The organism is Pseudomonas sp. FW305-28 (genome assembly GCF_017351395.1).
In the GTDB taxonomy this organism is placed as follows: Bacteria; Pseudomonadota; Gammaproteobacteria; order Pseudomonadales; family Pseudomonadaceae; genus Aquipseudomonas; species Aquipseudomonas fluorescens_AA.
Genome location: NZ_JACNDD010000057.1, coordinates 16,017 through 40,692, shown reverse-complemented (window position 1 = coordinate 40,692; position 24,676 = coordinate 16,017). Strand labels below are relative to the sequence as shown.

The 24,676-nt window shown below is 61.5% G+C and carries 21 protein-coding genes and 1 pseudogene; 9 read left to right on the top strand and 13 right to left on the bottom strand.

The genetic code is table 11. The features are described from left to right. Positions 1 to 43: 43 nt before the first annotated feature. Positions 44 to 1,678 carry a methyl-accepting chemotaxis protein gene (locus J4E53_RS15145; RefSeq protein WP_060742549.1) on the bottom strand — a complete coding sequence of 545 codons (1,635 nt, stop codon included), beginning with the start codon at positions 1,676 to 1,678 and terminating at the stop codon, positions 44 to 46. Between the two features lie 273 nt (positions 1,679 to 1,951). Between J4E53_RS15145 and J4E53_RS15140 the strand changes: the two genes are divergently transcribed. After that, a complete protein-coding gene (locus J4E53_RS15140) occupies positions 1,952 to 2,782 on the top strand; it encodes an undecaprenyl-diphosphate phosphatase (protein ID WP_092164796.1) in 831 nt (276 codons plus the stop codon). Continuing rightward, a complete protein-coding gene (locus tag J4E53_RS15135) occupies positions 2,779 to 3,207 on the top strand; it encodes a DUF1294 domain-containing protein (protein WP_060742547.1) in 429 nt (142 codons plus the stop codon). The genes J4E53_RS15140 and J4E53_RS15135 overlap by 4 nt, the downstream gene beginning before the upstream one ends. Positions 3,208 to 3,277: 70 nt before the next feature. Here the strand turns inward: J4E53_RS15135 and J4E53_RS15130 are convergent, their stop codons facing one another. Both J4E53_RS15130 and J4E53_RS15125 read right to left on the bottom strand, forming a co-directional pair. Further along, the gene (locus J4E53_RS15130) at positions 3,278 to 3,628 is read right to left on the bottom strand and encodes an MmcQ/YjbR family DNA-binding protein (RefSeq protein ID WP_103308289.1); all 351 of its coding nucleotides are present in this window, start codon (positions 3,626 to 3,628) and stop codon (positions 3,278 to 3,280) included. After that, positions 3,625 to 4,533 carry a LysR substrate-binding domain-containing protein gene (locus tag J4E53_RS15125; protein ID WP_103308288.1) on the bottom strand — a complete coding sequence of 303 codons (909 nt, stop codon included), beginning with the start codon at positions 4,531 to 4,533 and terminating at the stop codon, positions 3,625 to 3,627. Before J4E53_RS15125 ends, J4E53_RS15130 begins: the two co-directional genes overlap by 4 nt. A 129-nt stretch (positions 4,534 to 4,662) precedes the next feature. Here J4E53_RS15125 and J4E53_RS15120 point away from each other — a divergent pair, with 129 nt between their 5' ends. Together J4E53_RS15120 and J4E53_RS15115 are read left to right on the top strand one after the other, a co-directional pair. Beyond that, positions 4,663 to 5,271, top strand: a complete 609-nt coding sequence (locus J4E53_RS15120; protein WP_103308287.1) for an FMN-dependent NADH-azoreductase — start codon at positions 4,663 to 4,665, stop codon at positions 5,269 to 5,271. Positions 5,272 to 5,455: 184 nt separating this feature from the next. Next, on the top strand, positions 5,456 to 6,493 hold the full coding sequence (locus J4E53_RS15115) for a dienelactone hydrolase (protein ID WP_103308286.1): 1,038 nt from the start codon (positions 5,456 to 5,458) through the stop codon (positions 6,491 to 6,493). Here J4E53_RS15115 and J4E53_RS15110 read toward each other — a convergent pair. Next, positions 6,487 to 7,680, bottom strand: a complete 1,194-nt coding sequence (locus J4E53_RS15110; RefSeq protein ID WP_060742542.1) for an MFS transporter — start codon at positions 7,678 to 7,680, stop codon at positions 6,487 to 6,489. The two genes, J4E53_RS15115 and J4E53_RS15110, sit on opposite strands and share 7 nt — an antisense overlap. A 364-nt stretch (positions 7,681 to 8,044) precedes the next feature. Continuing rightward, positions 8,045 to 9,634: an ABC-F family ATPase gene (locus J4E53_RS15105; RefSeq protein WP_003181279.1), complete on the bottom strand. Its 1,590-nt coding sequence runs from the start codon at positions 9,632 to 9,634 to the stop codon at positions 8,045 to 8,047. 404 nt (positions 9,635 to 10,038) lie between these two features. Between J4E53_RS15105 and lpxO the strand changes: the two genes are divergently transcribed. Further along, entirely contained in the window at positions 10,039 to 10,938 is a 900-nt protein-coding gene (gene lpxO / locus J4E53_RS15100) for a lipid A hydroxylase LpxO (protein WP_103308285.1), read from the top strand. Positions 10,939 to 10,953: 15 nt separating this feature from the next. On the opposite strand, the gene ligD is transcribed toward lpxO, so the two are convergent. Both ligD and J4E53_RS15090 read right to left on the bottom strand, forming a co-directional pair. Further along, the gene (gene ligD / locus J4E53_RS15095) at positions 10,954 to 12,942 is read right to left on the bottom strand and encodes a DNA ligase D (protein WP_103308284.1); all 1,989 of its coding nucleotides are present in this window, start codon (positions 12,940 to 12,942) and stop codon (positions 10,954 to 10,956) included. Positions 12,943 to 12,975: 33 nt separating this feature from the next. Further along, complete coding sequence (locus tag J4E53_RS15090; protein WP_103308283.1) at positions 12,976 to 13,866, bottom strand: Ku protein; 891 nt, start codon at positions 13,864 to 13,866, stop codon at positions 12,976 to 12,978. Between the two features lie 199 nt (positions 13,867 to 14,065). Between J4E53_RS15090 and J4E53_RS15085 the strand changes: the two genes are divergently transcribed. From J4E53_RS15085 to J4E53_RS15070, 4 genes and pseudogenes are all read left to right on the top strand, one after another. After that, the gene (locus tag J4E53_RS15085; protein WP_103308282.1) at positions 14,066 to 14,407 is read left to right on the top strand and encodes a hypothetical protein; all 342 of its coding nucleotides are present in this window, start codon (positions 14,066 to 14,068) and stop codon (positions 14,405 to 14,407) included. Positions 14,408 to 14,454: 47 nt separating this feature from the next. Continuing rightward, positions 14,455 to 15,603: a PQQ-dependent sugar dehydrogenase gene (locus tag J4E53_RS15080; RefSeq protein ID WP_060742537.1), complete on the top strand. Its 1,149-nt coding sequence runs from the start codon at positions 14,455 to 14,457 to the stop codon at positions 15,601 to 15,603. A gap of 342 nt (positions 15,604 to 15,945) precedes the next feature. Continuing rightward, positions 15,946 to 16,950, top strand: a pseudogene (ilvA, locus tag J4E53_RS15075) (threonine ammonia-lyase, biosynthetic); the annotation flags it as partial. Positions 16,951 to 17,339: 389 nt separating this feature from the next. Beyond that, complete coding sequence (locus tag J4E53_RS15070; protein WP_060742536.1) at positions 17,340 to 17,621, top strand: DUF1652 domain-containing protein; 282 nt, start codon at positions 17,340 to 17,342, stop codon at positions 17,619 to 17,621. Positions 17,622 to 17,705: 84 nt separating this feature from the next. On the opposite strand, the gene J4E53_RS15065 is transcribed toward J4E53_RS15070, so the two are convergent. The 6 genes from J4E53_RS15065 to J4E53_RS15040 form a co-directional block, all read right to left on the bottom strand. Then, on the bottom strand, positions 17,706 to 18,644 hold the full coding sequence (locus J4E53_RS15065) for a carbohydrate kinase (protein ID WP_060742535.1): 939 nt from the start codon (positions 18,642 to 18,644) through the stop codon (positions 17,706 to 17,708). A 12-nt stretch (positions 18,645 to 18,656) separates the two neighbouring features. Next, entirely contained in the window at positions 18,657 to 20,144 is a 1,488-nt protein-coding gene (gene xylB / locus J4E53_RS15060) for a xylulokinase (protein WP_103308281.1), read from the bottom strand. Between the two features lie 80 nt (positions 20,145 to 20,224). Beyond that, complete coding sequence (locus J4E53_RS15055; protein WP_103308280.1) at positions 20,225 to 21,706, bottom strand: mannitol dehydrogenase family protein; 1,482 nt, start codon at positions 21,704 to 21,706, stop codon at positions 20,225 to 20,227. 15 nt (positions 21,707 to 21,721) lie between these two features. Then, positions 21,722 to 22,825: an ABC transporter ATP-binding protein gene (locus tag J4E53_RS15050; protein WP_060742532.1), complete on the bottom strand. Its 1,104-nt coding sequence runs from the start codon at positions 22,823 to 22,825 to the stop codon at positions 21,722 to 21,724. Between the two features lie 39 nt (positions 22,826 to 22,864). Continuing rightward, positions 22,865 to 23,695 carry a carbohydrate ABC transporter permease gene (locus J4E53_RS15045; protein ID WP_060742531.1) on the bottom strand — a complete coding sequence of 277 codons (831 nt, stop codon included), beginning with the start codon at positions 23,693 to 23,695 and terminating at the stop codon, positions 22,865 to 22,867. Between the two features lie 10 nt (positions 23,696 to 23,705). Further along, positions 23,706 to 24,641 carry a carbohydrate ABC transporter permease gene (locus tag J4E53_RS15040; protein WP_053184628.1) on the bottom strand — a complete coding sequence of 312 codons (936 nt, stop codon included), beginning with the start codon at positions 24,639 to 24,641 and terminating at the stop codon, positions 23,706 to 23,708. Between the last annotated feature and the right edge of the window lie 35 nt (positions 24,642 to 24,676).

The window sequence follows — 24,676 nt, the reverse complement described above, 5'->3', positions numbered from 1 at the left end:
TCGCGAGCAAGCTCGCTCCCACATAGGGATCATCCACCGATCGTTAGACCCGGAATTGCTTGAGCAACCCGTTCAACTGTTCACTCAGTGCCTTGAGGCGGCTGCTTGCCTGGCTGGATTGTTCGGCGGCCATGGCGGTGCTGTGGGACAGTCCGGCGGCCTGGGTGACGTTTTGGTTGATGTCTTCCACCACATGGGCCTGTTGCAGGGTGGCGCTGGCGATGGAGGCGTTCAGGCTGTTGAGGTTGCGCAGGGCTTGGCCGATGGCGTTGAGGCTGGCACCGGCGAGGCCGGCCTGTTCGATGGTCAGTTGCGAGGCACGGCTGCTGTCGCCGATGACTTTCACGGCGGCTTCGGAATGGGTTTGCAGGCGCTCGATCATCGCCTGGATCTCGGCGGTGGATTTCTGTGTACGCTGGGCCAGCAGCCGCACTTCATCGGCGACCACCGCAAAGCCTCGGCCTTGCTCGCCGGCACGGGCGGCCTCGATCGCGGCGTTGAGGGCCAACAGGTTGGTTTGTTCGGCGATGGAGCGAATCACCTCCAGCACACTGCCGATCTGGGTGCTTTCACTGGCCAGGGTGCGAATCACTTCCACGGCTTGATCGATGGTCTGGGACAGGCGGTCGATCTGCTGCAAGCTGCCATCGATGTTGACCTGGCCTTGCTGGGCCTGGGATTCGGCGTCGCGCATCTCACTGGCCGCGTGCTCGGCATTCTTGGCCACATCCTGCACGCCATAGGTCACTTCGTTGATCGCGGTGGCCACCAGTTCCATTTGTTGCGACTGCTGTTGGCTGCGTTCCTGGGCTTGAGCCGCGTCATTGCCCAATTCGCTGGAAGATTGCCCCAGTGCACTGGCCGACTCCTGCAACTGGCTCACCACCTGGCGCAATTTGGCGGTAAAGGCGTTGAAGTGCCGGGCCAGTTGGGTGACTTCGTCCTGGCCGTGGGTGTCGAGGGTGCGGGTCAGGTCGCTCTCGCCGCTGGCGATATTGGCCATGGCGTTGACGGTCTCTTGAAGCGGGCGGACGATGCTGCGTACGATCAGGGTCAGCAGCAGGCCCATGACCAGGGTGATCGCCAACCCAATCAACGAAGCCTTGATCAACTGGGACCGGAATTCTGTCTGGACGTCGTCCACGTACACACCGGAACCGATGATCCAGCCCCACGGTTCGAACAGTTTGACGTAGGAGGTCTTGCCGACTGGCGCTTCGGCGCCCGGCTTGGGCCAGAGATAGTCGATGATCCCTGCACCCTTGGCCTTGGCGATGGCGACCATTTCGTTGAACAGCGCAAAACCGTTCGGGTCGCGGATCGCCGAGAGATTCTGGCCTTCGAGTTTCGGGTTGGTCGGGTGCATGACCATGACCGGCGTCAGATCGTTGATCCAGAAATAGTCGCTCTGGTCATAGCGCAGGCCTCGTACCGCGCTGAGGGCTTGCTTCTGCGCCGCCTCGCGGGTCAGGGTCCCAGCGGTTTCCAGGCCATGGTAGTAGCTCAGTACACCACTGGCGGTCTGCACCACATGCTGGGTCTTCTGCACCTTGGCCTGATACAGGTCCGTGTGGATCTGCTTGAGCATGAAGGCGCCGAGCGTGAACAACATCACGATGGCCACGATCAGGATGAGCCACAAGCGTCGGCTGATCGACACACTGCGCAAGCTATTCATACGCTGTCACTCCGGGTTCTTATTCTTGTCATTAACGACGGCCGGCACTTTAGCGCCCGGCGGCTATCCATGATTGATCTGGGTCATAACGCGGCAGCGTTATCAGGGCTTGTCTGATAGGATTTCGGCCCCGCAGCGCAAAACCTGAGCCTGTTCTGATTTTTCATTGGTTTTTTTTGAAAGGTCGCGGTTATCGTGCAGCCGCTGCGTGTACCTGCATGACACTTGAATATTGATAAGACCTGCATGAACAGCGTCTTTTTTGGGGGATGAATGGATTTGTGGACCGCCTTTTCGGCACTGATTCTTGGCGTAGTGGAAGGTTTGACGGAATTTCTGCCGATTTCCAGCACGGGACACCAGATCATTGTCGCCGACTTGCTCGAGTTCGGTGGCGAACGAGCGATGGCATTCAACATCATCATCCAGCTTGGCGCGATCCTCGCGGTGGTCTGGGAGTTTCGGCGCAAGATCTTCGACGTGGTGCTGGGCCTGCCGACGCAACCCGGCGCCCGCCGGTTTACCGCCAACCTGCTGATCGCCTTCCTGCCTGCCGTAGTCCTGGGCGTGCTGTTTGCAGACTGGATTCACCACTATCTGTTCAACCCGATCACCGTAGCCGCCGCGCTGGTGGTGGGCGGTGTGGTGATGCTCTGGGCCGAGAAGCGCCAGCACCAGGTGCATGCTGAAACGGTGGACGATATCTCCTGGAAGGATGCGTTGAAGGTCGGCCTGGCCCAGTGCATTGCGATGATCCCGGGCACCTCCCGTTCCGGCGCGACCATCATTGGTGGCTTGCTGTTTGGCCTGTCGCGTAAAACCGCTACCGAGTTCTCGTTCTTCCTGGCGATGCCCACCATGGTCGGCGCAGCCGTCTACTCGGGCTACAAGTACCGCGAACTGTTCGTCCCGGCGGATTTCCCGGTGTTCGCCATTGGTTTTGTCACGGCGTTCATTTTCGCCATGATCGCGGTCAAGGGCCTGCTGCGGTTCATCGCCAGCCACAGCTACGCCGTGTTCGCCTGGTATCGCATCGCCTTTGGCCTGTTGATCCTGGCCACCTGGCAGTTCGGCTGGGTGGATTGGACCGCCGCCAAGCCATGAACGATTCAGGCGCCCGTAAACGCGCAGGGGGCAATGCCGGCGGCGCTGTGCAGCACCTGCGGCTCAAGCTGATGGTCTTTGCGCTGCTCTGCGCCTTGCCGCTGTTCGGCTCGCTGCTGTTCGGGCTGCGGGCGGTGTCGTGGGTGCCGATGGCAGCCTACGGTGTCGTCAGTGTGGTGGCGTTCCTGCTGTACTGGAGCGACAAGCGCAAGGCGCGCGCCGAGGCCTGGCGCACCCCGGAGAACGTGCTGCATGCACTGGAGCTGGCCGGCGGTTGGCCTGGAGCCTTGCTGGCCCAGCAGCTGTTTCGCCACAAGACCCGCAAAGTCTCGTTCCAGGTGGTGTTCTGGTTCATCGTACTGTTGCATCAGGTGTTCTGGATCGACCAGTTGTTCCTGGGTGGTTATCTGTTGGCGTTGTCCTAGACAACCAGCTCGACTTCAAACCTGTGGGAGCGAGCTTGCTCGCGATGGCGGCGGGTCAGTCGCGCCGCCACTACAGCAACAACCCGACCTGGGTACGCTTCGGTAACTTGCCGACCACCAATTGGTGCGAGCGTTGCAGCAGGCCACGCAGTTCTTCGGCCCCCAGCGGGTAGGGCACCTGCATGATGACCCACTGGGCCCGTGCCAGGTAAGGCGCGGGGTGAATGCCTGGCCGGTCGCAGTGGCCCAGGAACAGATCCTTGTCGACCTTGAACGCCAACGAGTCGCCCCGCAGGCCCTGGAGGGCGAACATCTTGTTCCCGGCGATGGAAAACACCCGCACGCCGCCCCATTTGTAGTCTTCCCTGGCACCGGGCAAACTTAGGCAAAACTGCGCGACATCCTCTTCGCTCAACCTCATAGCGTTCTATCTCCACAGCCCTCGAAGGCTTCCACCAAATGATCGATCCAGGCGCGGACCGCTGGCAACATGCCGCGCCGATGCGGGTAGACCGCCTGTAGCCAGCCGTCGGGCAACGACCATCCTGGCAGCAGTTCCACCAGTGTGCCGTCCCGCAATTCCTGCTCGCAATACATGCTTGGCAATAAAGTGAAGCCCAGGCCGGCGAGGGTGCAGGCTCGACGCACAATGAAGTCATCGATGCCCAGGCGGGCCTCCAGGCTCAGTTCCACACGCTGTCCATCGCTCTTGACCAGACGCAGATGCACCAGGCGATCGGCTTCCAACGCCCCCAGCACCGGCAACGCCTCCAGATCGTTCGGGGTCTCGATCCGCCGTCCTTCGACGAAGGCCGGGCTGGCCACCAGCATCAGTCGTGCCCGGCGCAAACGCCGGGTCATCAACAGCGGGTCTTCGTCCCCCAGGTCGCGCACGCGCAACGCCACGTCGATGCCTTCGCCGACCAGGTCCACCCGGCGGTTGAGCAGGGTCATGTCCAGTTGCACCAAGGGGTATTTCACCAGGAAGGTTGCGATCACCACCGGCAGGAACTGGTGGGCCAGGCCCACCGGGCTGGACACCCGCAATCGGCCGCGGGGTTCGCTGGACATGCTCGCCACCGCTTCGTCGGCCATCTCGGCCTCCAGCAACATGGCCTGGCAATGGCGCAGATAACGTTCGCCAACCGCCGTCAATTTCAACTGGCGGGTGGTGCGCTGGAGCAACCGGGCGCCGAGGCGTTCTTCCAGCTCGGCGATACGCCGCGACAGTCGCGATTTGGGAATGCCCAGCAAGCGCCCGGCCGCCGCGAAGCCACCGGCTTCGACGACTTTGGCGAAGTAGTACAAGTCATTGAGGTCTTGCATGGCGAGTCCGATTGTCCTGTCAGTGGGACAAACTATCGCATTTATGCTGACTTATCGATAATTGGCTTCATCGATAGGATGGTCGCCAATTGATCGCCTGGTTGCGATCCTCATTTGGAGAGCATTGATATGAAACTGCTGCACATCGATTCGAGCATCCTCGGCGACAACTCCGCTTCCCGCCAATTGAGCCGTGAAGTGGTTGAAGCCTGGAAAGCTGCCGAGCCAGGCATCACCGTCACCTACCGTGACCTGGCCGCCGATGCCATCAGCCATTTTTCCGCCCAGACCCTGGTCGCTGCCGGTACCAGCGCCGAATTGCGCGACGCTGCGCTCAAGTACGAAGCCGACCTTAGCAGCGAGACAATGGCAGAGTTCCAGGCGGCGGATGCGCTGGTCATCGCCGCGCCGATGTACAACTTCAGCATTCCGACCCAACTCAAGGCCTGGATCGACCGTATTGCCGTGGCCGGCCAGACGTTCCGCTACACCGAAGCGGGCTTCGAAGGCCTGTGCGGTGGCAAGAAACTGGTGATCGTTTCCACCGCCGGTGGTGTGCACGCCGGGCAGCCGAGTGGTGCAGGCCATGAGGATTACCTGAAAGTGATGTTCGGTTTCCTGGGCATCACCGACATCGAATTCGTCCGTGCGGAAGGGCTGGCCAAGGGCGATGACATGCGCAATAAGGGCATGAACGAAGCCCAGGCGCAGATCGGCGAACAGTTCGCCGCTGCGTAAAACCTGCGTAAAGGCAGCAAGCGCTTCGGGCAACCTTCGCAAAACCCTGTATTCTCGTCGTCATTGGATGGCCGGGATGCAGGGTTTTGCTGCATTCGGCGCCGGGGATTCTGGCGCAGGTTATGCACGGCCAAGTGTGCGAGCGACGGGGCCTTCCCGGGCGCTAGTGAAGGTGGAAGATTCGATGACACGTTTTGGTGCAGTGCTGCTGCTTTGCTGGTTAGCCAGTCTCGGTTCCGTGCAGGCCGCTCCAGGGCCGCATCCGCATTGGAGCGCGGGTTTCCATGAGCTGAGTTTTCTCGATCCGCTGGATCAGCAGCCGATGCACGCCATCGCCTTCTATCCGTCCACCGACCGGGAACAATCCAGCCTGCTGGGTGGCTACCAGATCGATGCCGCGCCGGACGCCCAGATCGCCATCGGCCGCTTCCCGCTATTGATGTTGTCCCATGGCAACACTGGCACGCCGTTGGCCCTGCATGACCTGGCCACCTCGCTGGCGCGCAAGGGGTTTGTCGTGGTGGCGGTGATTCATCCCGGCGACAACGCCCAGGATCACAGCCGGCTTGGTACCCTGAGCAACCTGTACGGGCGGCCGATCCAGATTTCCGAAGCCATCACCGCAACGCTCAATGATCCGATGCTGTCGCCGTTCGTCAACGCCGGGCAGGTCGGGGTGATCGGCTATTCGGCCGGTGGCGAAACCGCGCTGATCTTGTCCGGTGCGACGCCGGACCTCAATCGTCTGCGCCGCTACTGCGCGGAGCGGCCGGACGACCATGACGCCTGTAATACCCAGGGTGAACTGATCGCCGACCGCGATGACCTGCAACCCGTGGCCGACCCCAGGGTCCGGGCGCTGTTGTTGATGGCGCCGTTGAGCCTGAAATTCGGTCGTCATACGTTGGCCGATGTCCATGTGCCGGTGCTGCTGTACAGCGGCGATGGGGACAAATTGGTGGCTTTCGACAAGAATGCCGCCGCCTTGGCCCGTAAGCTGCCCACCGCACCGGATTTCAAGACCTTGGCCGGCGCGGGCCACTTTGTTTTCCTGGCGCCGTGCACCGACGAGCAGATCGCCGCGATGCCCGCGCTCTGCACGGATGCCGACGGTGTCGATCGCAAGGACATCCACCGCACCATGATTTCCGAGGCCGGCCGCTTCTTCGGCGAGGCCTTGGGCAAGCCGACCCGGGCAGGGCTGAAGACTGCCGATCAATAAAGGGCGTTTGTCGCTCGACGACGCAGCAGCAGGGTCAGGCCCAGGCCGGTGACCGACAGCAAGGCGGCACAGAAGAAGATCGACGAATAGCCCAGGTTCAATGCCACCGCGCCCATCAACGGGCCGGCAATCGCCAGTGCCAGGTCAAAGAACACCGCGTAGGCGCTCAGGCCCGCGCCACGGCTGGTGTTGGGCACTTGCTTGATAGCCTCCACCCCGAGCGCGGGATACACCAGCGACAACCCGAAGCCGGCCAGCCCGGCACCGACCAGGGCGAACGGGGTGGACGGCGCCAGCCACAGCAATGCCAGCCCGAGGGTTTCGATGCTCATGCAGGCAATGGCCGAGTTGAAGCCACCGAAGCGGGCAATGCTGGAAATGAACAGTAACCGCGCGAGAATGAAGCAGATGCCAAATACCGTCAGGCACCACGCCGCGCCGGTCCAGCCGCGGCTGATGTAAAACAGTGTGATGAACGTGGTGAGCGTGCCGTAGCCGATCGACGCCAGGCTCAGGCCCGCTCCGTACGGCGCAATGCGCGCAAACACCGCCCAGAAAGGCAAGCGCTCGCCGCGAATGACCGGCACCGACGGCTTGTTGCGAATCATCAACAGCGCGGCGCCTGCCAGCAACGACAACGCAATACCCAGGCTGGCGAAACCCAGCTCACCGACCATCACCACCCCCAACGGCGCGCCAATAGCGATGGCCCCGTACGAAGCAATACCGTTCCAGGAAATCGAGCGGGCGGTGTGCTCCACTCCCACCTGGCCCATGCACCAACTGATGGTGCCCACGCCAATCAGCCCCTGTGCCACGCCGAGCAGCAAGCGACCGGCGATCAGAATCAACAGGCTGGGTAGCGCAAAGCTTTGCAGCAAGGTCGAGATCAGCGTCAGCACGCCGCTGAGCACAATCCCCGACAACCCATAGACAATCGCCCGCTTGGTGCCGACGCTGTCCGACAACCGCCCGGCCATGGGGCGGCTGAGCAAGGTCGCCAGATACTGTGAACCGATGGTCAGGCCGGCCACCACCGCGCTGAAGCCCAATTGTTCATGGACATACCCGGGCAGCACGGCAATCGGCAGGCCGATGCAGAGGAAAGCGATGAAGGTGTAGAACACGATGGAGACGATCTGCAGGGTGATCGACAGGGAACTGGGGGCAGAGGAGGGCGTGGGCATGGGGCTCGTTCGCGGGCAGCGGTAAGAGAGCCTCATCATGGCGCGAGGTGGGAATAAAAGAAAGCAGGCTAACTAAATGTGTTGGGGAGACTGGGTGTTCAGGCGGGATTGATGGGGTATGTGCTGCCGCCATCGCGAGCAAGGAGGTTGGGCCCGAACAAAAATGGAGGAGCGCCACAGACCCAATGTGGGAGCGAGCTTGCTCGCGATGGCGGCGTGTCAGGTAATACGGTGCGACTGTCAGGGCCTCATCGCGAGCAAGCTCGCTCCCACAGGTTTTTACCCCGCTGAAATACAAAAAAGCCCTGTCACAGTGGACAGGGCTTTTCACTTGCCGCTTGAAGCTTACAACTCGGAGCGGGGCTTAGAACACCACACCCTGGCTGCGCAGGTAGTCGTCATAGGTGCCGCTGAAGTCGACCACGCCGTCGGCGCTCAGTTCGATGATGCGGGTAGCCAGGGACGATACGAACTCTCGGTCATGGCTGACGAAGATCAAGGTGCCCGGGTAGTTTTCCAGCGCCAGGTTCAGCGCTTCGATGGATTCCATGTCCAAGTGGTTGGTCGGTTCGTCCATCACCAGTACGTTTGGCTTCTGCAGGATCAGCTTGCCGAACAGCATGCGGCCCTGTTCACCACCGGAAATGACCTTGACCGACTTGAGTATCTCGTCGTTGGAGAACAGCATGCGCCCCAAGGTGCCACGCACCAGTTGTTCGCCGCCCTGGGTCCATTGGCCCATCCAGTCGAACAGGTTGACGTCGTCTTCGAAGTCATGGGCGTGATCCTGGGCGTAGTAGCCCAGTTCCGCGGCGTCAGTCCATTTTACGGTACCGGCATCCGGTTCCAGTTCATTGACCAGGGTGCGCAGCAAGGTGGTCTTGCCGATACCGTTCGGGCCAATGATCGCCACGCGCTCGCCGGCTTCGACGGTGAAGCTGAAGTCCTTGAACAGCGGCTTGCCGTCGAAGCCCTTGGCCATGCGTTCGACAATGACCGCCTGGCGGTGCAGTTTCTTGGTCTGCTCGAAACGGATGAACGGGCTGACGCGGCTCGATGGCTTGACCTCGGCCAGCTGGATCTTGTCGATCTGCTTGGCACGGGAGGTGGCCTGCTTGGCTTTCGAGGCGTTGGCCGAGAAACGGCTGACGAACGACTGCAGTTCGGAAATCTGCGCTTTCTTCTTGGCGTTGTCCGACAGCAGTTGCTCGCGGGACTGGGTCGCCACGGTCATGTACTCGTCATAGTTGCCCGGGAACAGGCGCAGCTCGCCGTAGTCCAGGTCCGCCATGTGGGTGCAGACGCTGTTCAGGAAGTGACGGTCGTGAGAGATGATGATCATCAGGCTCGAACGCTGGGTCAGCACGTTTTCCAGCCAGCGGATGGTGTTGATATCCAGGTGGTTGGTCGGCTCGTCGAGCAGCAGCACTTCCGGGTCGGAGAACAACGCCTGGGCCAGCAGCACACGCAGTTTCCAGCCTGGCGACACTTCGCTCATCGGGCCGAAATGCTGCTCGATGCCAATCCCCAGGCCCAACAGCAGTTCACCGGCGCGGGATTCGGCGGTGTAGCCGTCCATCTCGGCAAACTCGGTTTCCAGCTCGGCCACGGCCATGCCGTCTTCTTCGGTCATTTCCGGCAGCGAATAGATGCGGTCGCGCTCGGCCTTGACCTTCCACAGCTCTTCGTGACCCATGATCACGGTGTCGATCACGGTGAATTCTTCGTAGGCGAACTGATCCTGGCGAAGTTTACCCAGGCGCACGTTCGGTTCGAGCATGACCTGGCCGCCGGACGGCTCGAGGTCGCCGCCGAGGATTTTCATGAAGGTCGACTTGCCGCAACCGTTGGCACCGATCAGGCCGTAGCGGTTACCCGCGCCGAACTTGACAGAGACGTTTTCGAACAGTGGCTTGGCGCCGAACTGCATCGTGATGTTAGCTGTAGAGATCAAAGGTTTATCCTGCGGAACATTCAGAGTAGCTAAGGGTGCGGCAGTACCTGTTCAGTACCTGTTTGCGCACGTTCCGACCGCGCAAAGGCGTCGTGGTCGCAAGCGCAAGGGTCCATCCGGCATAAGAGGACAGCAGCATACGGAGCGCCTGGCCCGGGTAGACGTACGCCGAAGCCGCGGTTTGCGGTATCGGCCAAAGGGGGCGCGTGATAATTGGCGGCGATTGTACTGATCTGGCCGCATAAACGATAGGGGATTGCCCGGGCAAGACAGTTTTTCACAACTTTGGGATAACTTTTGCTTACAACCTGTGGCTAAAATGCCATCTCACCCGATGCCATCTCCTTTGCCGCTTGGCTGGCCTGGAGACGCAACCTGTTCACTCCTGCATGTGACGGACTTTCGTGAAACTCATCATTGTCGCGATTTACCTCCTCTCCATTGGTTACGTTCACCTGCGCGGACGCGTGCGGCATAAGATCGGGCGCCAGTTGAGCGATCATTCGTCTTTTCTGGCGCCGATCAATTGCCTGCTTTACCTGTGCTCGAAACTGCCGAACAAGCCTTTCCTGAGCCCGGCGCAATTCCCCGACCTGAGCCCGTTGCAGGCCCATTGGGAAGAGATCCGGGCCGAAGGCCAGAGCCTGCTGCGCGCCGGGGAGATCAAGCGTTCCAATCAGTATGACGACGTGGGCTTCAATTCATTCTTCAAGACCGGCTGGAAGCGTTTCTACCTCAAGTGGTACGGCGACAGCCATCCCTCGGCCATGAAGCTGTGCCCTCGCACCACGGAACTGGTGCAAAGCATCGGTTCGATCAAGGCAGCGATGTTTGCCGAGTTGCCGCCGGGGTCGAAGCTGGTCCGCCACCGCGACCCTTACGCCGGGTCCTATCGGTATCACCTGGGCCTGGAAACGCCCAACGATGCCGGCTGCTACATCAATGTCGATGGCGAGCCTTATCATTGGCGTGATGGCGAAGCGGTGATTTTCGACGAAACGTTCATCCATTACGCCGAGAACACCACCGCCCATAATCGCATCATCCTGTTCTGCGACGTGGAACGGCCGATGAGGTTTCGCTGGGCCACCGCCTTCAACCGCTGGTTCAGCCGTACCGTGATGGCGGCGGCCGGCGCGCCCAACGACGCGGGCGACAGGACGGGCGGCCTGAACCGGGCGTTCTCCAGGCTCTACAAGATCCGGTTGCAAGGCAAGGCCCTGAAGAAGCGCAATCGCACGTTGTATTACCTGCAGAAGTGGGCCTTCTTCGGTGGTTTGCTGGCGATCTTCGTCTGGATTTGAACCCTGGATTGGTCCTCATGCCTCGGGCTTTTGCGCATCCAGTTGCTCCCACATCCTGGCGGTAATCCGCTGGCGGTGGTTGTAGCCCTCCCAAGGATCGGCGCCCAAGCTTCTGGCCCGTTCCAGCGCGGTATACATGTCCCATTGCTGGGCGTTGCGCAGGGTCGACAGCTCGGCCCGGGCAATCGGCACCGAGACCGGCAGGCCTGGCCTGGCACGTACCGAATAGGCGGCTACGGTGCTGGCTCCACGGGCGTTGCGCAGGTAATCGACGAATATTTTCCCGACGCGGTTCTTCGGTCCCATGGTGGCGGTGATGCGCTCGGGCATTTGCCGGGTCAGAAACTGAGAGATGGCTTTGGCGAACGCCTTGGTGGTGTCCCAGCCTTCGTTTCTCGCCAATGGCACGATCACATGCATGCCTTTGCCACCGCTGGTCTTGAGGAAGGCCTGCAAGCCCAGCTCGTCGAGCACCGCCAAGGTCATGCGGGTCGCCTCGATCATGGCGCTCCAGGGCAGTGACGGGTCCGGGTCCAAGTCCAGGACAAACAGGTCAGGCGTCTCGATCCGGTCGTGGGTCGCGGCCCACGTGTGCAGTTCCACCGTGCCCATCTGCGCCGCGCCGACCAGCGCGTGGATATCATCGATCTCCATCAGGGCTGCATGGCCCGGGTCCAGTTGCGGATCCAGCTGCCTGATGTGGGGAATCTCCAGGCGATCGGCGTGTTTTTGAAAGAACAGTTCTTCGCCGATACCGTCCGGTGCCCGCAGCAGCGCGACCGGGCGCAACTTGAGGTGCGGCAGGATCCAAGGGGCGATATCCAGGTAATACTGCGCCAGCTCGGCCTTTTGCACGCCGCTGACACTGTCGATGACCCGCTCGGGGTGGGTGATCGTCACCCCGTCGACTTTGGCGGTGCTGGCTTTTTTACGACGCTGAGGGGGTGGCGTGGAGGGTTTTATCGGCAGCGGCTGCTCCCGAACCACTTTGTTGGCGGGCGTATGGAGCGGCAAACCGAGGAAAATGGCTTGCCGCACCTGGTTATCGCGGGTCCACTCGGTGAATTCGACTTCACAAGTCAGGGTCGGCTCGACCCATTGCACGCCGCGTCCCTGCGTACCGTTGAGCGGCTCAGCCAGTGGCGAGGTCTCGCGCTGCTGGGTACACAATTGCTCATGCAATTGCTTGATTTGTACCTGGCTGAACCCTGTGCCGACCCGGCCGGCATACACCAGCCCCGTTGCTCCGTTGACGGCCAGCAGCAGCGCGCCGAAACCGCTGCGCTTGCCTTGGGGGCGGGTGAATCCGACGATGACGAAGGCTTGGCGCAATCGGCACTTGAGCTTTACCCAATCGGCGCTTCGGCGGGACATATAAGGGCTGCCCAGGCGCTTGCCGACCACGCTGTCCAGTGAGAGCGCGATGGCGCTTTCGAACATGTCGTGCTGGCTGGCGGAAAACCACTCGGAAAAGCGCAGGCGCTTGCTGGCGTTGTTGCCGAGGGCTTTTTTCAGTGCCGCACGGCGTTCTTCCACTGGCGCCTGGCGCAGGTCGACGCCATTGAGAAAGGGCGCGTCGAATAGGAAATACACCATGTCAACGGTGCGGCTGATTTCGAAGGCCTCGCGCAGGGCGGCGAAATCGCTGTGGCCGGTTTCATCGAGCAGGACCAGTTCGCCATCCAGCCAACTGTCCCCCAGGTCCAACCCGGCCAGGGCGTCGGCATGCAGCTTCAGCCGATCGGTCCAGTCTTGGTGATTGCGGTTGTACAGCCGCACTTCACCTTGTTCGATGCGGGTCAGCAGGCGATAACCGTGGAACTGGACTTCGTAGCGCCATTCACCGGTGGGTGGCTCCTCCACGGGCGTGGCCAACTGCGGCGACAGGCGCTCGGGCAGGCGGGTGCCCGGAGCTGTCTTGCCCCCTCGGCCAGGGTCGCGGGGCGTCGTGGCGTCCGACTCGGCATTGGACAAACGAGCAGATTCACTCTCGGCGTTGGCCATGACAGATTCCCTTGTATTGCACACGCCAGGATTTTAGCCCCGGGAGGCCTTGGTGGCTTTTTTGGCAGGAGCGGATTTGCCGGTTTTCGCAGATTTTGCCGGGGGCTTCCCGGCGGATTTGTCGCTGGCCTTGCCCTTGCCGCCCAGGCTGCGCTTGAGCAACTCGGTCAGGTCGATGACATCGGCGGTCTTGCGTTGTTCTTCGCCCGGATCGGTCTCCACGGCTTCGAGGCGGCCTTCGTTGGCCTTTTTCTCCACCAGTTCCATGATCTTGTCTGCAAAACTGTCCCGGTATTCTTGCGGCTCCCAGTCAGCACTCATGTCCTCCACAAGGCGCTTGGCCATTTCCAGCTCGCCCTTGGCCAGGGTCGGGTTCGTGACCTCGTCGCCCAGTTCCAGGACATCCAGCTCGCGCACCTCCGCGGGCCAGCGCAACATCACCAGCACCAGGGCCGATTCAAGGGGCATGAGGGCGGCCAGGTGCTGGCGGGTATGCAGCACGACGTAGGCCAGGGCCACTTTGTTGGTCTTGACCAGGGTTTCGCGCAACAGGGCGTAGACTTTGCCGCCACGTTTGTCGGGGGCGAGAAAGTAGGGCGTGTCGATATTTTGCAGGGGGATCTTCTCGCTGGCGACAAAGGAGAAGATATCGATGGTCTGGGTGGACTTGGGGTGGGCGGAGCGGATTTCCTCTTCGCTGAGCAGCACGTACTGGCCTTTCTGGTACTGCACGCCCTTGACAATGTTTTCCTTGGTCACTTCCTTGCCCGTCGCCTTGTTGACCCGCTTGTAGCCCACCGGGTCCATGCTGCGTTTGTCCAGCCAGTCAAAATCCACACCCTGTGAAGAGGTGGCCGACACCAGCGCGACGGGGATGTGGACCAGCCCGAAACTGATTGCGCCTTTCCAGATTGCCCGAGCCATGGTGGTGTTTTCCTTGCCGGTGGATGTCTCTCTGGTGACCTTCGCGCCTCGGGAAAAGTTTCCACTGTGGTGGGGGCGAGCCTGCTCCCACCTGCGTTCGGAGATGCTTCGTTACATCTTCACCGGGATATTTCGCTTAACAAGGGCGAACCTGCGGCGTAGCGTGCTTTCGATATGCCTGAACCCAAGAGGTGTCCCAATGAACAGGCTGATGCTCGTCATCATGACGCTATTACTGACTGCCGCTGCCCAGGCCGCCACGCCCAGCGCAGGCCTAACGGTCCTGGCCCAGAACCTGCCGGGCAACAACAATCCCTATAACAGCCCGACACGCCGGGTCAATCCCAACAGCATGCAGGGCACCCGGCCCAACGTGCCGACGATTCATAACAACCCGACAGTGCCGGTGCCACGGCCACCGACCCTGGAAAATGGCGGCATCGGCAATGGCTACCCCCGTTCCGGCCAGCCGTCGGGTTCGCCGCGACCCACCATCGAGTCTCCTGCGCCACCGCGCAACAGCCAGAATGGCAATCGCTAGGCGCTGGCGCCCGTTGTTCTCTTTCAACACCGCAGAAGGAAATGTGCATGTTGCGTAAAACACTCCTGGCCGCATTCTGCGCCAGCGCTGTCCTGACCCTCGCCACCCCGGCCAGTGCCGCGCCAACCCAGTCATTCAAGAGCGAGGAGGGCACGCTGGAAGTGACCACCGTGGTCAAGGGACTGGAGCACCCTTGGTCCGTTGCGTTCCTGCCGGGCCAACAGGGCATGCTGGTGACGGAGCGAGGGGGCAACCTGCGCGTGGTCAGCCCCGACGGCCAATTGTCCGCCCCCTTGAGCGGCGTGCCCGAAGTGTGGGCCAAGGGCCAGGGCGGCCTGCTGGACGTGGTGCTGTCGCCGGACTTCAAGCAGGATCGCACCGTCTACCTGTCCTATGCCGAGGTGGGTGCAGACGGCAAGGCCGGCACCGCCGTGGGACGCGGGCAACTGGCTGAAGACCTCAAGAGCCTGAAGAACTTCGACGTGGTCTTCCGCCAGCAACCCAAGCTGTCCACGGGCAACCACTTCGGCTCGCGACTGGTCTTCGACCGCGACGGCTATCTGTTCATTACCCTGGGGGAAAACAACGACCGGCCCACCGCCCAGGACCTGGACAAACTGCAGGGCAAGGTCGTGCGCATCTACCCCGACGGCAAGGTGCCCGACGATAACCCTTTCGTCGGCCAGAAAGGCGTCCGTCCCGAGATCTGGTCCTACGGCATGCGCAACCCCCAGGGCGCTGCCCTCAATCCTTGGAGTGGCACCCTCTGGGAGAACGAACACGGGCCCCGGGGCGGCGATGAATTGAACATCATCGAGCGCGGCAAGAACTACGGCTGGCCACTGGCGACCCACGGCATCAACTACTCCGGCGCCCCGATTCCCGAGGCCCAGGGCAAGACTGTCGAAGGCGCCCTTGACCCTCACCACGTCTGGCAGGTCTCACCGGGACTCAGCGGCATGGCGTTCTACGACCAGGGGCGCTTCAAGGCCTGGCAACATAATGTGTTCATCGGCGCCTTGGTGCCGGGGGAACTGATCCGCCTGCAATTGCAAGGCGACAAGGTCGTCCATGAAGAGCGCCTGTTGGGCGAGCTCAAGGCGCGAATCCGTGATGTTCGCCAGGGGCCGGATGGGTATCTCTATGTGTTGACGGATGAGGACGACGGAGCGTTGTACAAAGTCGGCCTCAAATAACTGAAGAAAACTGTGGGAGCGAGCTTGCTCGCGATTGCTATGGATCAGTTGACATTGATGCTGACTGATACTCCGCTATCGCGAGCAAGCTCGCTCCCACAGGTGATGCTGTTCACTTGAGGTCATTGCGGCGAATGTCGGCGGGCACTTGATATTGCCCATTGACTTGCCGCCAACGCACCGCTAATTTCCAGGCATGAACTCAACCGTATTGCGCAGCCAGCCAAGCATTATTACCGCCATTCCTTATTTGGCGGGCTAGCTGACGGCTGCACCGAACCCGCCCTCGAGGCGGGTTTTTTCTTTCTGTCTCCTGGGCTCCGAGCGAACCAGGAGATCGTCATGACCATGACCGCTGCCCACACCGAGCAAACCCTGCTTGAGCACTATGTAAAGAAAATCCTCGCCGCGCCGGTCTACGAACTGGCCGTGCGCACGCCACTGCAAGCGGCGCCCGCACTGTCCGAGGCCCTGGGCAACCGGATCCTGCTCAAGCGCGAAGACCTGCAACCGACTTTTTCCTTCAAGATCCGCGGTGCCTACAACAAGCTGGTGCACCTGACCCCGGAGCAGCGGGCCCGGGGCGTCATCACCGCGTCAGCCGGCAATCACGCCCAGGGCGTCGCGCTGGCGGCACGGGAGCTGGGGATTTCGGCCCGCATCGTCATGCCCGTGACCACCCCGCAACTGAAAGTGCTGGGCGTGCGCAACCGCGGTGCCGAGGCGCTGCTGCACGGCGACAGTTTTCCGTTTGCCCTGGCCCATGCGCTGGAGTTGGCCGAGCAGACCGGGCGGGAGTTCGTCTCGCCATTCGACGACCCGGACGTGATTGCCGGGCAAGGCACCGTCGCCATGGAAATCCTGCGCCAGCATCCTGGCCGGCTGGACGCGATTTTCGTTCCGGTCGGAGGTGGGGGGCTGATCGCCGGGATCGCGGCCTACGTCAAATACCTGCGCCCGGAAGTTCGCATCATTGGCGTCGAGTCGCAGCATTCTGCCTGTCTCCAGGCTGCGCTGGCCGCCGGGGAACGGGTGACCTTGCCCGAGGTGGGAACCTTCGCCGACGGCGTGGCCGTGGCGCAGATCGGCGCCCATGGCCTGGATATCTGCCGTTTCTGTGTCGATGAGGTGATGACCGTGAGCAACGACCAACTGTGCGCCGCGATCAAGGACATCTATGACGACACCCGATCAATTACAGAACCGTCAGGGGCCTTGGCGGTGGCGGGCATCAAGCAATACGTGGCGCACACGGGCGCGCGAGGCGAGACCTTGGTAGCGATCGATTCGGGTGCCAACATCAACTTCGACAGTTTGCGCCACGTGGCGGAGCGGGCGGCGGTGGGAGCTCTTTGAGTTTTTTACGCTACGTCACACTTTTTTCATACCAGGCGACGGATGCCCACTTTCTCCTTCGAAATAGGGGCTAATCTAGGTTGCGAACAGGATAAAAGTGATTGCAGTTTGCATGGAAAAAACAACCTTTCCTTGCACTTTGCACGAGCCCTCTGGCGCGGGACGAAGCTAAACGCTTGATTCATATCAATCTGGAAGGTCGTCAATACAGGCATATTTTTTGCGGGATGGTTCAGGAGTTCGCTTGACGAACTTGTTAACTGAAAATGCCAAGAAAGAGAACGGCACGGTATTCATAGTCCCAGTCCGCAGGGAAGAAAACGGACGAAGGTACCGCCGTCGTGAACATAAATTGGCCGCCTCAACAGGAGAGAGTCGCCATGTTTTTATCTGCCCTCGAAATGCGAAACATCATTGAAAGCAGCTTGCTGCCCAAGCGCTCGCAATGCACGTTGTCACCTGAGCTGACGATGACGATCAAGATCTTCGATGACCACAGGACCGACCATGTGGCCTTGCTCAAAACGAACATCGATGCCAGGAAACTCACCGGGTGCCGAGCCATCAACGACCTGATTGCCGAGTTGCGTACGGAGCTTGACCACAATCCTGCCGCAGGCAATCACTTTCATCAGCAACACCATCGAATGACCGGGCGCTGATTACGGCCTTGTCATTTTCCCTCTGACGCTCGGGTCCGGTGATGTCCGAACCCGGCGTCCAGCTTTTCAGTTGTAGCGCGCAAGTCAGGCCAGTTGCTGCCGATAGGGCAGGTCCGGCCCGGTTTTGCCGCACGTCAGTGCTGCGGCGCGAATGGCGAACTCAAGCATGGCGCTGACCTGCTCGCGGGTCAGTGTCTGCAGGCCCTCGATCGAATCCAATTGTTGTTCAGTCAGCCAGGCAATCAGGGCGGCCTGGAAGGTGTCGCCTGCACCCACGGTGTCGGCGATCTTCACCGGGCATGCTGGCAGCGACCATGTGCCGTGCTGGCGACTGAAGACGGTCGCCCCCTGGCCGCCACGGGTCAGGAAGACCACTTGGCAACGGTGCTTCAGCCAGCCTTCGATGACCGCCTGAGGCTCGATCCCTGGGTAGAGCAGGCCCAGATCCTCGTCACTGACCTTGATCAGGTCGGCATATTGCACCAGTGTCGCAATCCGCGAACGCCACAGTTCGATGTCCGGCTGCGGGTTGAGCCGCACGTTCGGGTCGAGACTGATCAGGCGCCTGCCGCTTTCCCGTTGCACCAGGGCCAGGAGCGTGTCGGCAACGGGCTGGACCACCAGCGAGAACGAGCCGACATGCAAGCCACGCACTTCAGGGCCCAGCTCCGGTAGATGGTCCAGGCTCAGTTGCCGGTCGGCACACCCTTCGCCGCGAAAGCTGTAGTGGGGCGAACCATTGGCGCCTACGGCAACCATCGCCAGGGTGGTCGGCGCGTCGAAGTCCAGCAGGTATCGGGTGCTGACACCTTCGTTGAGCAGCACCTGCTGCAAGCGACGGCCGAGGTAGTCGGTGGACAATCCGCTAAACAGCGCCGATTCAATACCCAGGCGGCGCAACCCCACCGCCACGTTGAATGGCGAGCCACCGGCAATCGCCTTGTAGTTCACCTGCGAGGCCGGGCCATCCGCCTCGGCTTCACTGAAAAAATCAAACAGCGCTTCACCACACACCAGATACATAGTTGCCCGCTCTCAAAGGGTTGCGACGTGTTGTCGATAACGTTCATAGGCCTGCTGGGACGCCGTGACATGGGCGGCGACTGGCCGGGTTTCGCTGGCCGGGTCGAGCTTGACGCAGCGTTCGCACAGTTCGGCGAGGCTGTCTTGCGCGCCTGAATGGCACCACGCCGCCTGGATCGCCGCACCCAACGCAGCCGCTTCGCTTTGTTCAGTGCAAATGACTGTGGTGTCCATGATGTCGGCGACGATCTGCCGCCATACCGGGCTCTTCGAGCCGCCACCGATCAGGCGAATGCTCTGGGCCTTGAGCCCGTTGGCCCGCAACAGGTCCAGGCCATAGCGCAAACCGAAGGTCGTGCCTTCGACCACGGCGCGGCACAGGTTGGCCCGGGTCAGGTTGGTGGTGGTCAGGCCCAGCAGGCTAGCGGTGGCATGGGGCAGGGCAGGCACCCGCTCGCCGTTGAGGAACGGCAGCATGCAGACCCCCTCGGCGCCAATCGGGGCCTGGACGACCAGGGCGTTGAAGGCGTCGATGTCCAGGTCCAGCAGCTCGCGAATCGCCCCGGTGGCGTTGGTCAGGTTCATGGTGCAAATCAATGGCAGCCAGCCACCGTTGGATGAGCAGAACGTCGCCACTGACGGTTGCGGACTGACCGCAGGTTCGGCGGCATAGGCATAGACCGTGCCGGAGGAACCGAGACTCATGGTGATCACGCCGGGCTGGATGTTGCCGGTGCCGATGGCGCCCATCATGTTGTCGCCGCCACCGCTGGCCACCACCGCGTCGGGGTTGATGCCCAGGTGCGCGGCAATGGCCGGCAGGATGCGTCCGACGGGCTGGTGGGCCTCGATCAACTCCGGCAGCGCCGCTTGCAAGCGTGCGCTGGGGTCGATGTGTTGCAGCAACTGCACGTCCCATTGGCGGGTGCGCACGTTGAAATAGCCGGTCCCCGAGGCATCGCCATATTCGCTGCAATGGCGGCCGGTGAGCCAGTAGTTGAGGAAGTCGTGGGGCAGCAGGACGCTGGCGATGCGTTCGAATACCTGGGGATGCTGTTCCCGCGTCCAGAGCAGTTTGGAGACCGTGTAGCCCGGCGCGATCACTACGCCGAGGCGTTCGAGGCTGCCGTCTTCTCCGCCCAGGTACGCCAGGAGCCGATCGTTTTCCGGCGTCGTCTCGGTGTCGCACCACAGCTTGGCCGGGCGCAGGACCTGGCCCTGGTCGTCAAGCAGCACCAAGCCGTGTTGCTGGCCGGACACGCCGATACCGAGGATCGCCTGGCCATCGACCCCGGCGGCGGCCAAGGCCTGATGCGTCGCCTGGGTGAATGCATCGAGCCATTGTTGGGTGTCTTGTTCACGACGCCCGTTGGCCCCGCTGATCATGCTGTGGGCGGCCGCGCCCTGGCCGAGTACCTGGCCGCTGATCGTATCCAGGATCAACGCCTTGGTGCCTTGGGTGCCGCAGTCGATGCCCAGGAACAGTTGTTGGTTTGCCATAGAAATCCTTGGTCGTCAGATCAATATCCGCAGGGAATAACCGCTCGGTCAGCAAGCTCCCTCGCCACAAAAGCAGACCGTTAGTCTGCGTCAGCCAATACCCGCTCAAGTGTTCGTGTTACCCCGTGCTCGCGCAAGCTGTTGCAGCACCATTCGAATGCTGCCACGAACTCCGCCGAGCGGGGGATCGCCGTGCCAAAGATTTCTTCGACTTCCAACATCCGCTGGGTCACCAGCGCATCGTCAGCCACCAATGCCTGGCAGAACGCTGCCCGCGGGTCCGGGATCGAATATGTCACGCCGTTCTCGTCCACGCCCTTCAGGTACACGGCCCAGGCGGCCACGACCAGTGCCGCACGGCGGGTTTCGCCGCCGTCGGCAATCAAGCGGTTGATGGTCGGGACGGTGAATTTTGGAAACTTCGACGAGCCGTCCGAACAGACCCGCTCCAACTGGTCGGCAATCGCCTGGTTGGAAAAGCGTTCCACCAGGGTGTTCTTGTAGTCGGTCAGGTCGATGCCTGGTACCGGTGCCAGTTGCGGTGTCACGTCCAGGTCCATGTAGGCGCGTATGTAACGCACGAACAACGGGTCGTTCATGGTTTCGTGGACGAAGCGATAACCCTTGAGAAAGCCCAGGTAGGTCAACGCCAGGTGGCTGCCGTTGAGCAACTTGATTTTCATCTCCTCATAAGGAGAAACGTCATCGGTGAACTGTACGCCGACCTTTTCCCAGGCCGGGCGACCGCTGACGAACTTGTCTTCCAGCACCCATTGCACGAACGGTTCGCAGACCACCGGCCAAGCGTCGTCGATGCCATGTTCGTCATGCAGTTGCAGGCGATGGGTCACGCTGGTCATGGGCGTGATGCGATCGACCATGGCGTTGGGGAAGCTGACGTTGCGGTCGATCCACTGCCCCAGCTCCGCGTCGCGCAATGCGGCGAAGGCCAGCAATGCCTTGCGGGTCACGGCGCCGTTGTGGGGCAGGTTATCGCAAGACATCAACGTGAACGCCGGGATACCAGCGGCGCGACGCTTGGCCAGGGCGGCGCAGAGGAAGCCGAAGACGGTTTTCGGTGCCTCGGGATGGCTCAGGTCGTGCTGGATCTGCGGCAGGTGGGCCATGAATTCGCCATTGCTGTCGTCGATGCAATAGCCACCTTCGGTAATGGTCAGCGAAACGATGCGGATCTGCGGATCGGCCAGCTTGTCGATCAGCGCCTGGGCGCCGTCTTCGGCCAGCAACATGTCATTGATCGCGCCAATCACCCGGACTTCGGTGTCATCGGTGTCGCCCAGTTCGTACAGGGTGAACAGGTAATCCTGGCTGGCCAAGTCATCCCGGGCACGGCGATCCTCGGCCCGCAGGCCCACGCCGCAGATGGCCCAGTCCAGGTCGACACCGGTGTTCATCAGCGCATCGGTGTAGTAGGCCTGGTGAGCCCTATGGAAACCGCCGACGCCGATATGGGCGATGCCCTGGCGGATGTCGCCCAACGGATAGGCGGGCAGGGCTACGTCAGGGTTGAGGTTGTGCAGGTTTTGTCGGTTGAGTTTCATCGCAAGTCTCGGTAATCAGGCGGCGGCGCGCAGCGCGCGGCTTACCGCTACGCCCTCGGCATCGAATAAATGGCAGTGTTCGGCGTCCAGGTGCAGGTTCAGTTGCTCGCCGAAACGGCTCGCCAGGTCGCCGCGAACCCGCATGGTCAAGGCTTCGCCGGACGTCGTGACGACATGGCAGAAGGTGTCGCTGCCCAGCCGCTCGCTGACGTCGGCGGTGACTTGCAATGTGCAATCGCCCGGTTGCGCCAGGTTCAGGTGTTCCGGACGAATCCCCAGGGTCACCGCGCCGCCGACGCTCAGGTTGGCACCGCTGCGCGGCAGGTTGATGCGCGTGCCGGCGTCCAGCAGCACCTCGCAGCCCTGGCTGTCCAGGGCGGTGACCTTGCCTTTGAGGAAGCCCATTTTCGGTGTGCCGAGGAACCCGGCGACAAACAGGTTGGCCGGCTGGTGATACAGCTCCAGCGGCGAGCCGACCTGTTCGATGCGCCCGCCATTGAGCACCACCACCTTGTCGGCCAGGGTCATGGCTTCGACCTGGTCGTGAGTCACGTAGATCATGGTCGCCTGCAGTTCCTTGTGCAGGCGTGCCAGTTCCAGGCGCATCTGCACTCGCAGGGCGGCGTCGAGGTTGGACAGCGGTTCGTCGAACAGGAAGATTTTCGGGTTGCGCACGATGGCCCGACCGATCGCCACGCGCTGGCGCTGGCCGCCGGACAGTTGCTTGGGCTTGCGCTCGAGCATCGGGCCCAGCTCAAGGATGCGCGCCGCTTCGTTGACCTTCTTCTCGACTTCGGCCTTGGGTACACCGGCCAGGTCGAGGGCGAAGGACATGTTCTTGCGCACGCTCATGTGCGGATACAAGGCGTAGGTCTGGAACACCATGGCCAGGTCGCGCTTGGCCGGGCTGACTTCGGTAATGTCCCGGCCATCCAGTTCGATGGTGCCGTCGCTGACCTCTTCCAGACCGGCGATCAGCCGCAGCAGTGTGGATTTGCCACAGCCCGACGGGCCGACGAAGACCACGAACTCGCGGTCGTTCACCTCAAGGTCGATGCCCTTGATGATGGAGAAGCCTTCGAAACCCTTTTGCAAATTCTTGATTTTCAGGTTGGCCATGATGATGGGCCTCCACTTCTGATAATGGTGTAGGGCGCGTTACTTCACCGCGCCGAAGGACAAACCGCGCACCAGCTGTTTCTGGCTGATCCAGCCAAAGATCAGAATCGGCGCGCAGGCCAGGGTCGAGACGGCCGACAATTTGGCCCAGAACAAACCTTCCGGGCTGGAGTAGGAAGCGATCAGCGCCGTCAGGGGCGCGGCCTTGGAGGAGGTGAGGTTCAGCGACCAGAACGCCTCGTTCCAGCACAGGATCAGCGACAGCAGCACGGTGGACGCCAGGCCGCCCTTGGCAATCGGCAGCAGCACACGGACCATTTCCTGCCAGAGCGTGGCGCCATCCAGGCGCGCGGCCTCGAGGATGTCGCGAGGAATGTCCTTGAAGTAGGTGTAAATCATCCAGACCACGATGGGCAGGTTGATCAGCGTGTAGATGATGATCAGCGCGATACGCGTGTCCAGCAGGCCAAATTGCTTGGCCAGCAGGTAGATCGGCATCAGCACGCCCACCGGTGGCAGCATTTTGGTGGAGAGCATCCACAACAACGTGCCTTTGGTGCGCTGGGTTTCATAGAACGCCATGGAATAGGCTGCCGGTACCGCGATCAGCAGGCAAAGGGCGGTGGCGCTGAAGGAAATCACCACGGAGTTCCAGGCGAAGCTGAAGTAATTGCTGCGCTCGTTGATGTGCAGGTAGTTTTCCAGGGTCGGCGTGAAGATGAACTGCGGCGGCGTGGCGAACGCATCGATTTCGGTCTTGAAGCTGGTCAGCACCATCCAGAAGATCGGAAAGAAGATCAGGATCGCGATGGCCCAGGCCAGCGTGCCCAGCAGCAGGCTTTGCAGGCGACGGGATTGTTGAAGAGTCATGGCGACGGCCTCAATGCTTGTCGGTGAGGTTTTTACCGATCATCCGGACGAGGATGATGGCGGCGATGTTGGCAATGACTACGGCAATCAAGCCACCGGCCGAAGCCATGCCGACGTCGAACTGCACCAGCGCCTGGTTGTAGATCAGGTAGGCAAGGTTGGTGGAGGCATAGCCGGGGCCACCGTTGGTGGTGGTGAAGATCTCGGCGAACACCGACAGCAGGAAGATGGTTTCGATCATCAGCACCACGGCAATCGGGCGGGCCAGGTGCGGCAGGGTCAGGTGCCAGAAGATCGCGATCGGGCCGGCACCGTCCAGGCGGGCGGCTTCTTTCTGTTCCTGGTCCAGTGACTGCATGGCGGTCATCAGGATCAGAATCGCAAAGGGCAGCCATTGCCAGCTCACGATGATGATGATCGACAGCAACGGGTAATGGGCCAGCCAGTCCACCGGCTGGGCGCCGAACAGTTTCCACACCGAGGCGAGGATGCCCGAGACCGGGTGGAAGATCAGGTTCTTCCAGATCAGCGCACCGACGGTGGGCATGATGAAGAACGGCGAGATCAGCAGCACGCGGACGATGCCGCGACCGAAAAACTCACTGGCCTCCAGCAGCGCGCTGATCAATACCCCGAGGACGATACTGATCAACAGCACGCTGCCCACCAGCAACAAAGTATTGGTGGCGCCGGGCATGAAACCCGAGTCGGTCAGGAAATAGGTGAAGTTCTCCAGCCCGACGAATTCGTTTTCGCCGGGGTAGAGCAGGTTGTAGCGGATCATCGAGAAGTAGACGGTCATGCCCAGCGGCACGATCATCCACAGCAGCAACAAGGCCACCGAAGGGCTGACCAGGAACCAGCCGGGGTTGGCCAGGCGGATCTTGCGCGCCGGCGGCGGGGCAATCTCGATGGGGGCTTTGGCGGTTGTAGTTGAGCTATTCATGGCATTGAACCGATTTTTGCGGGCCTATGAAGATC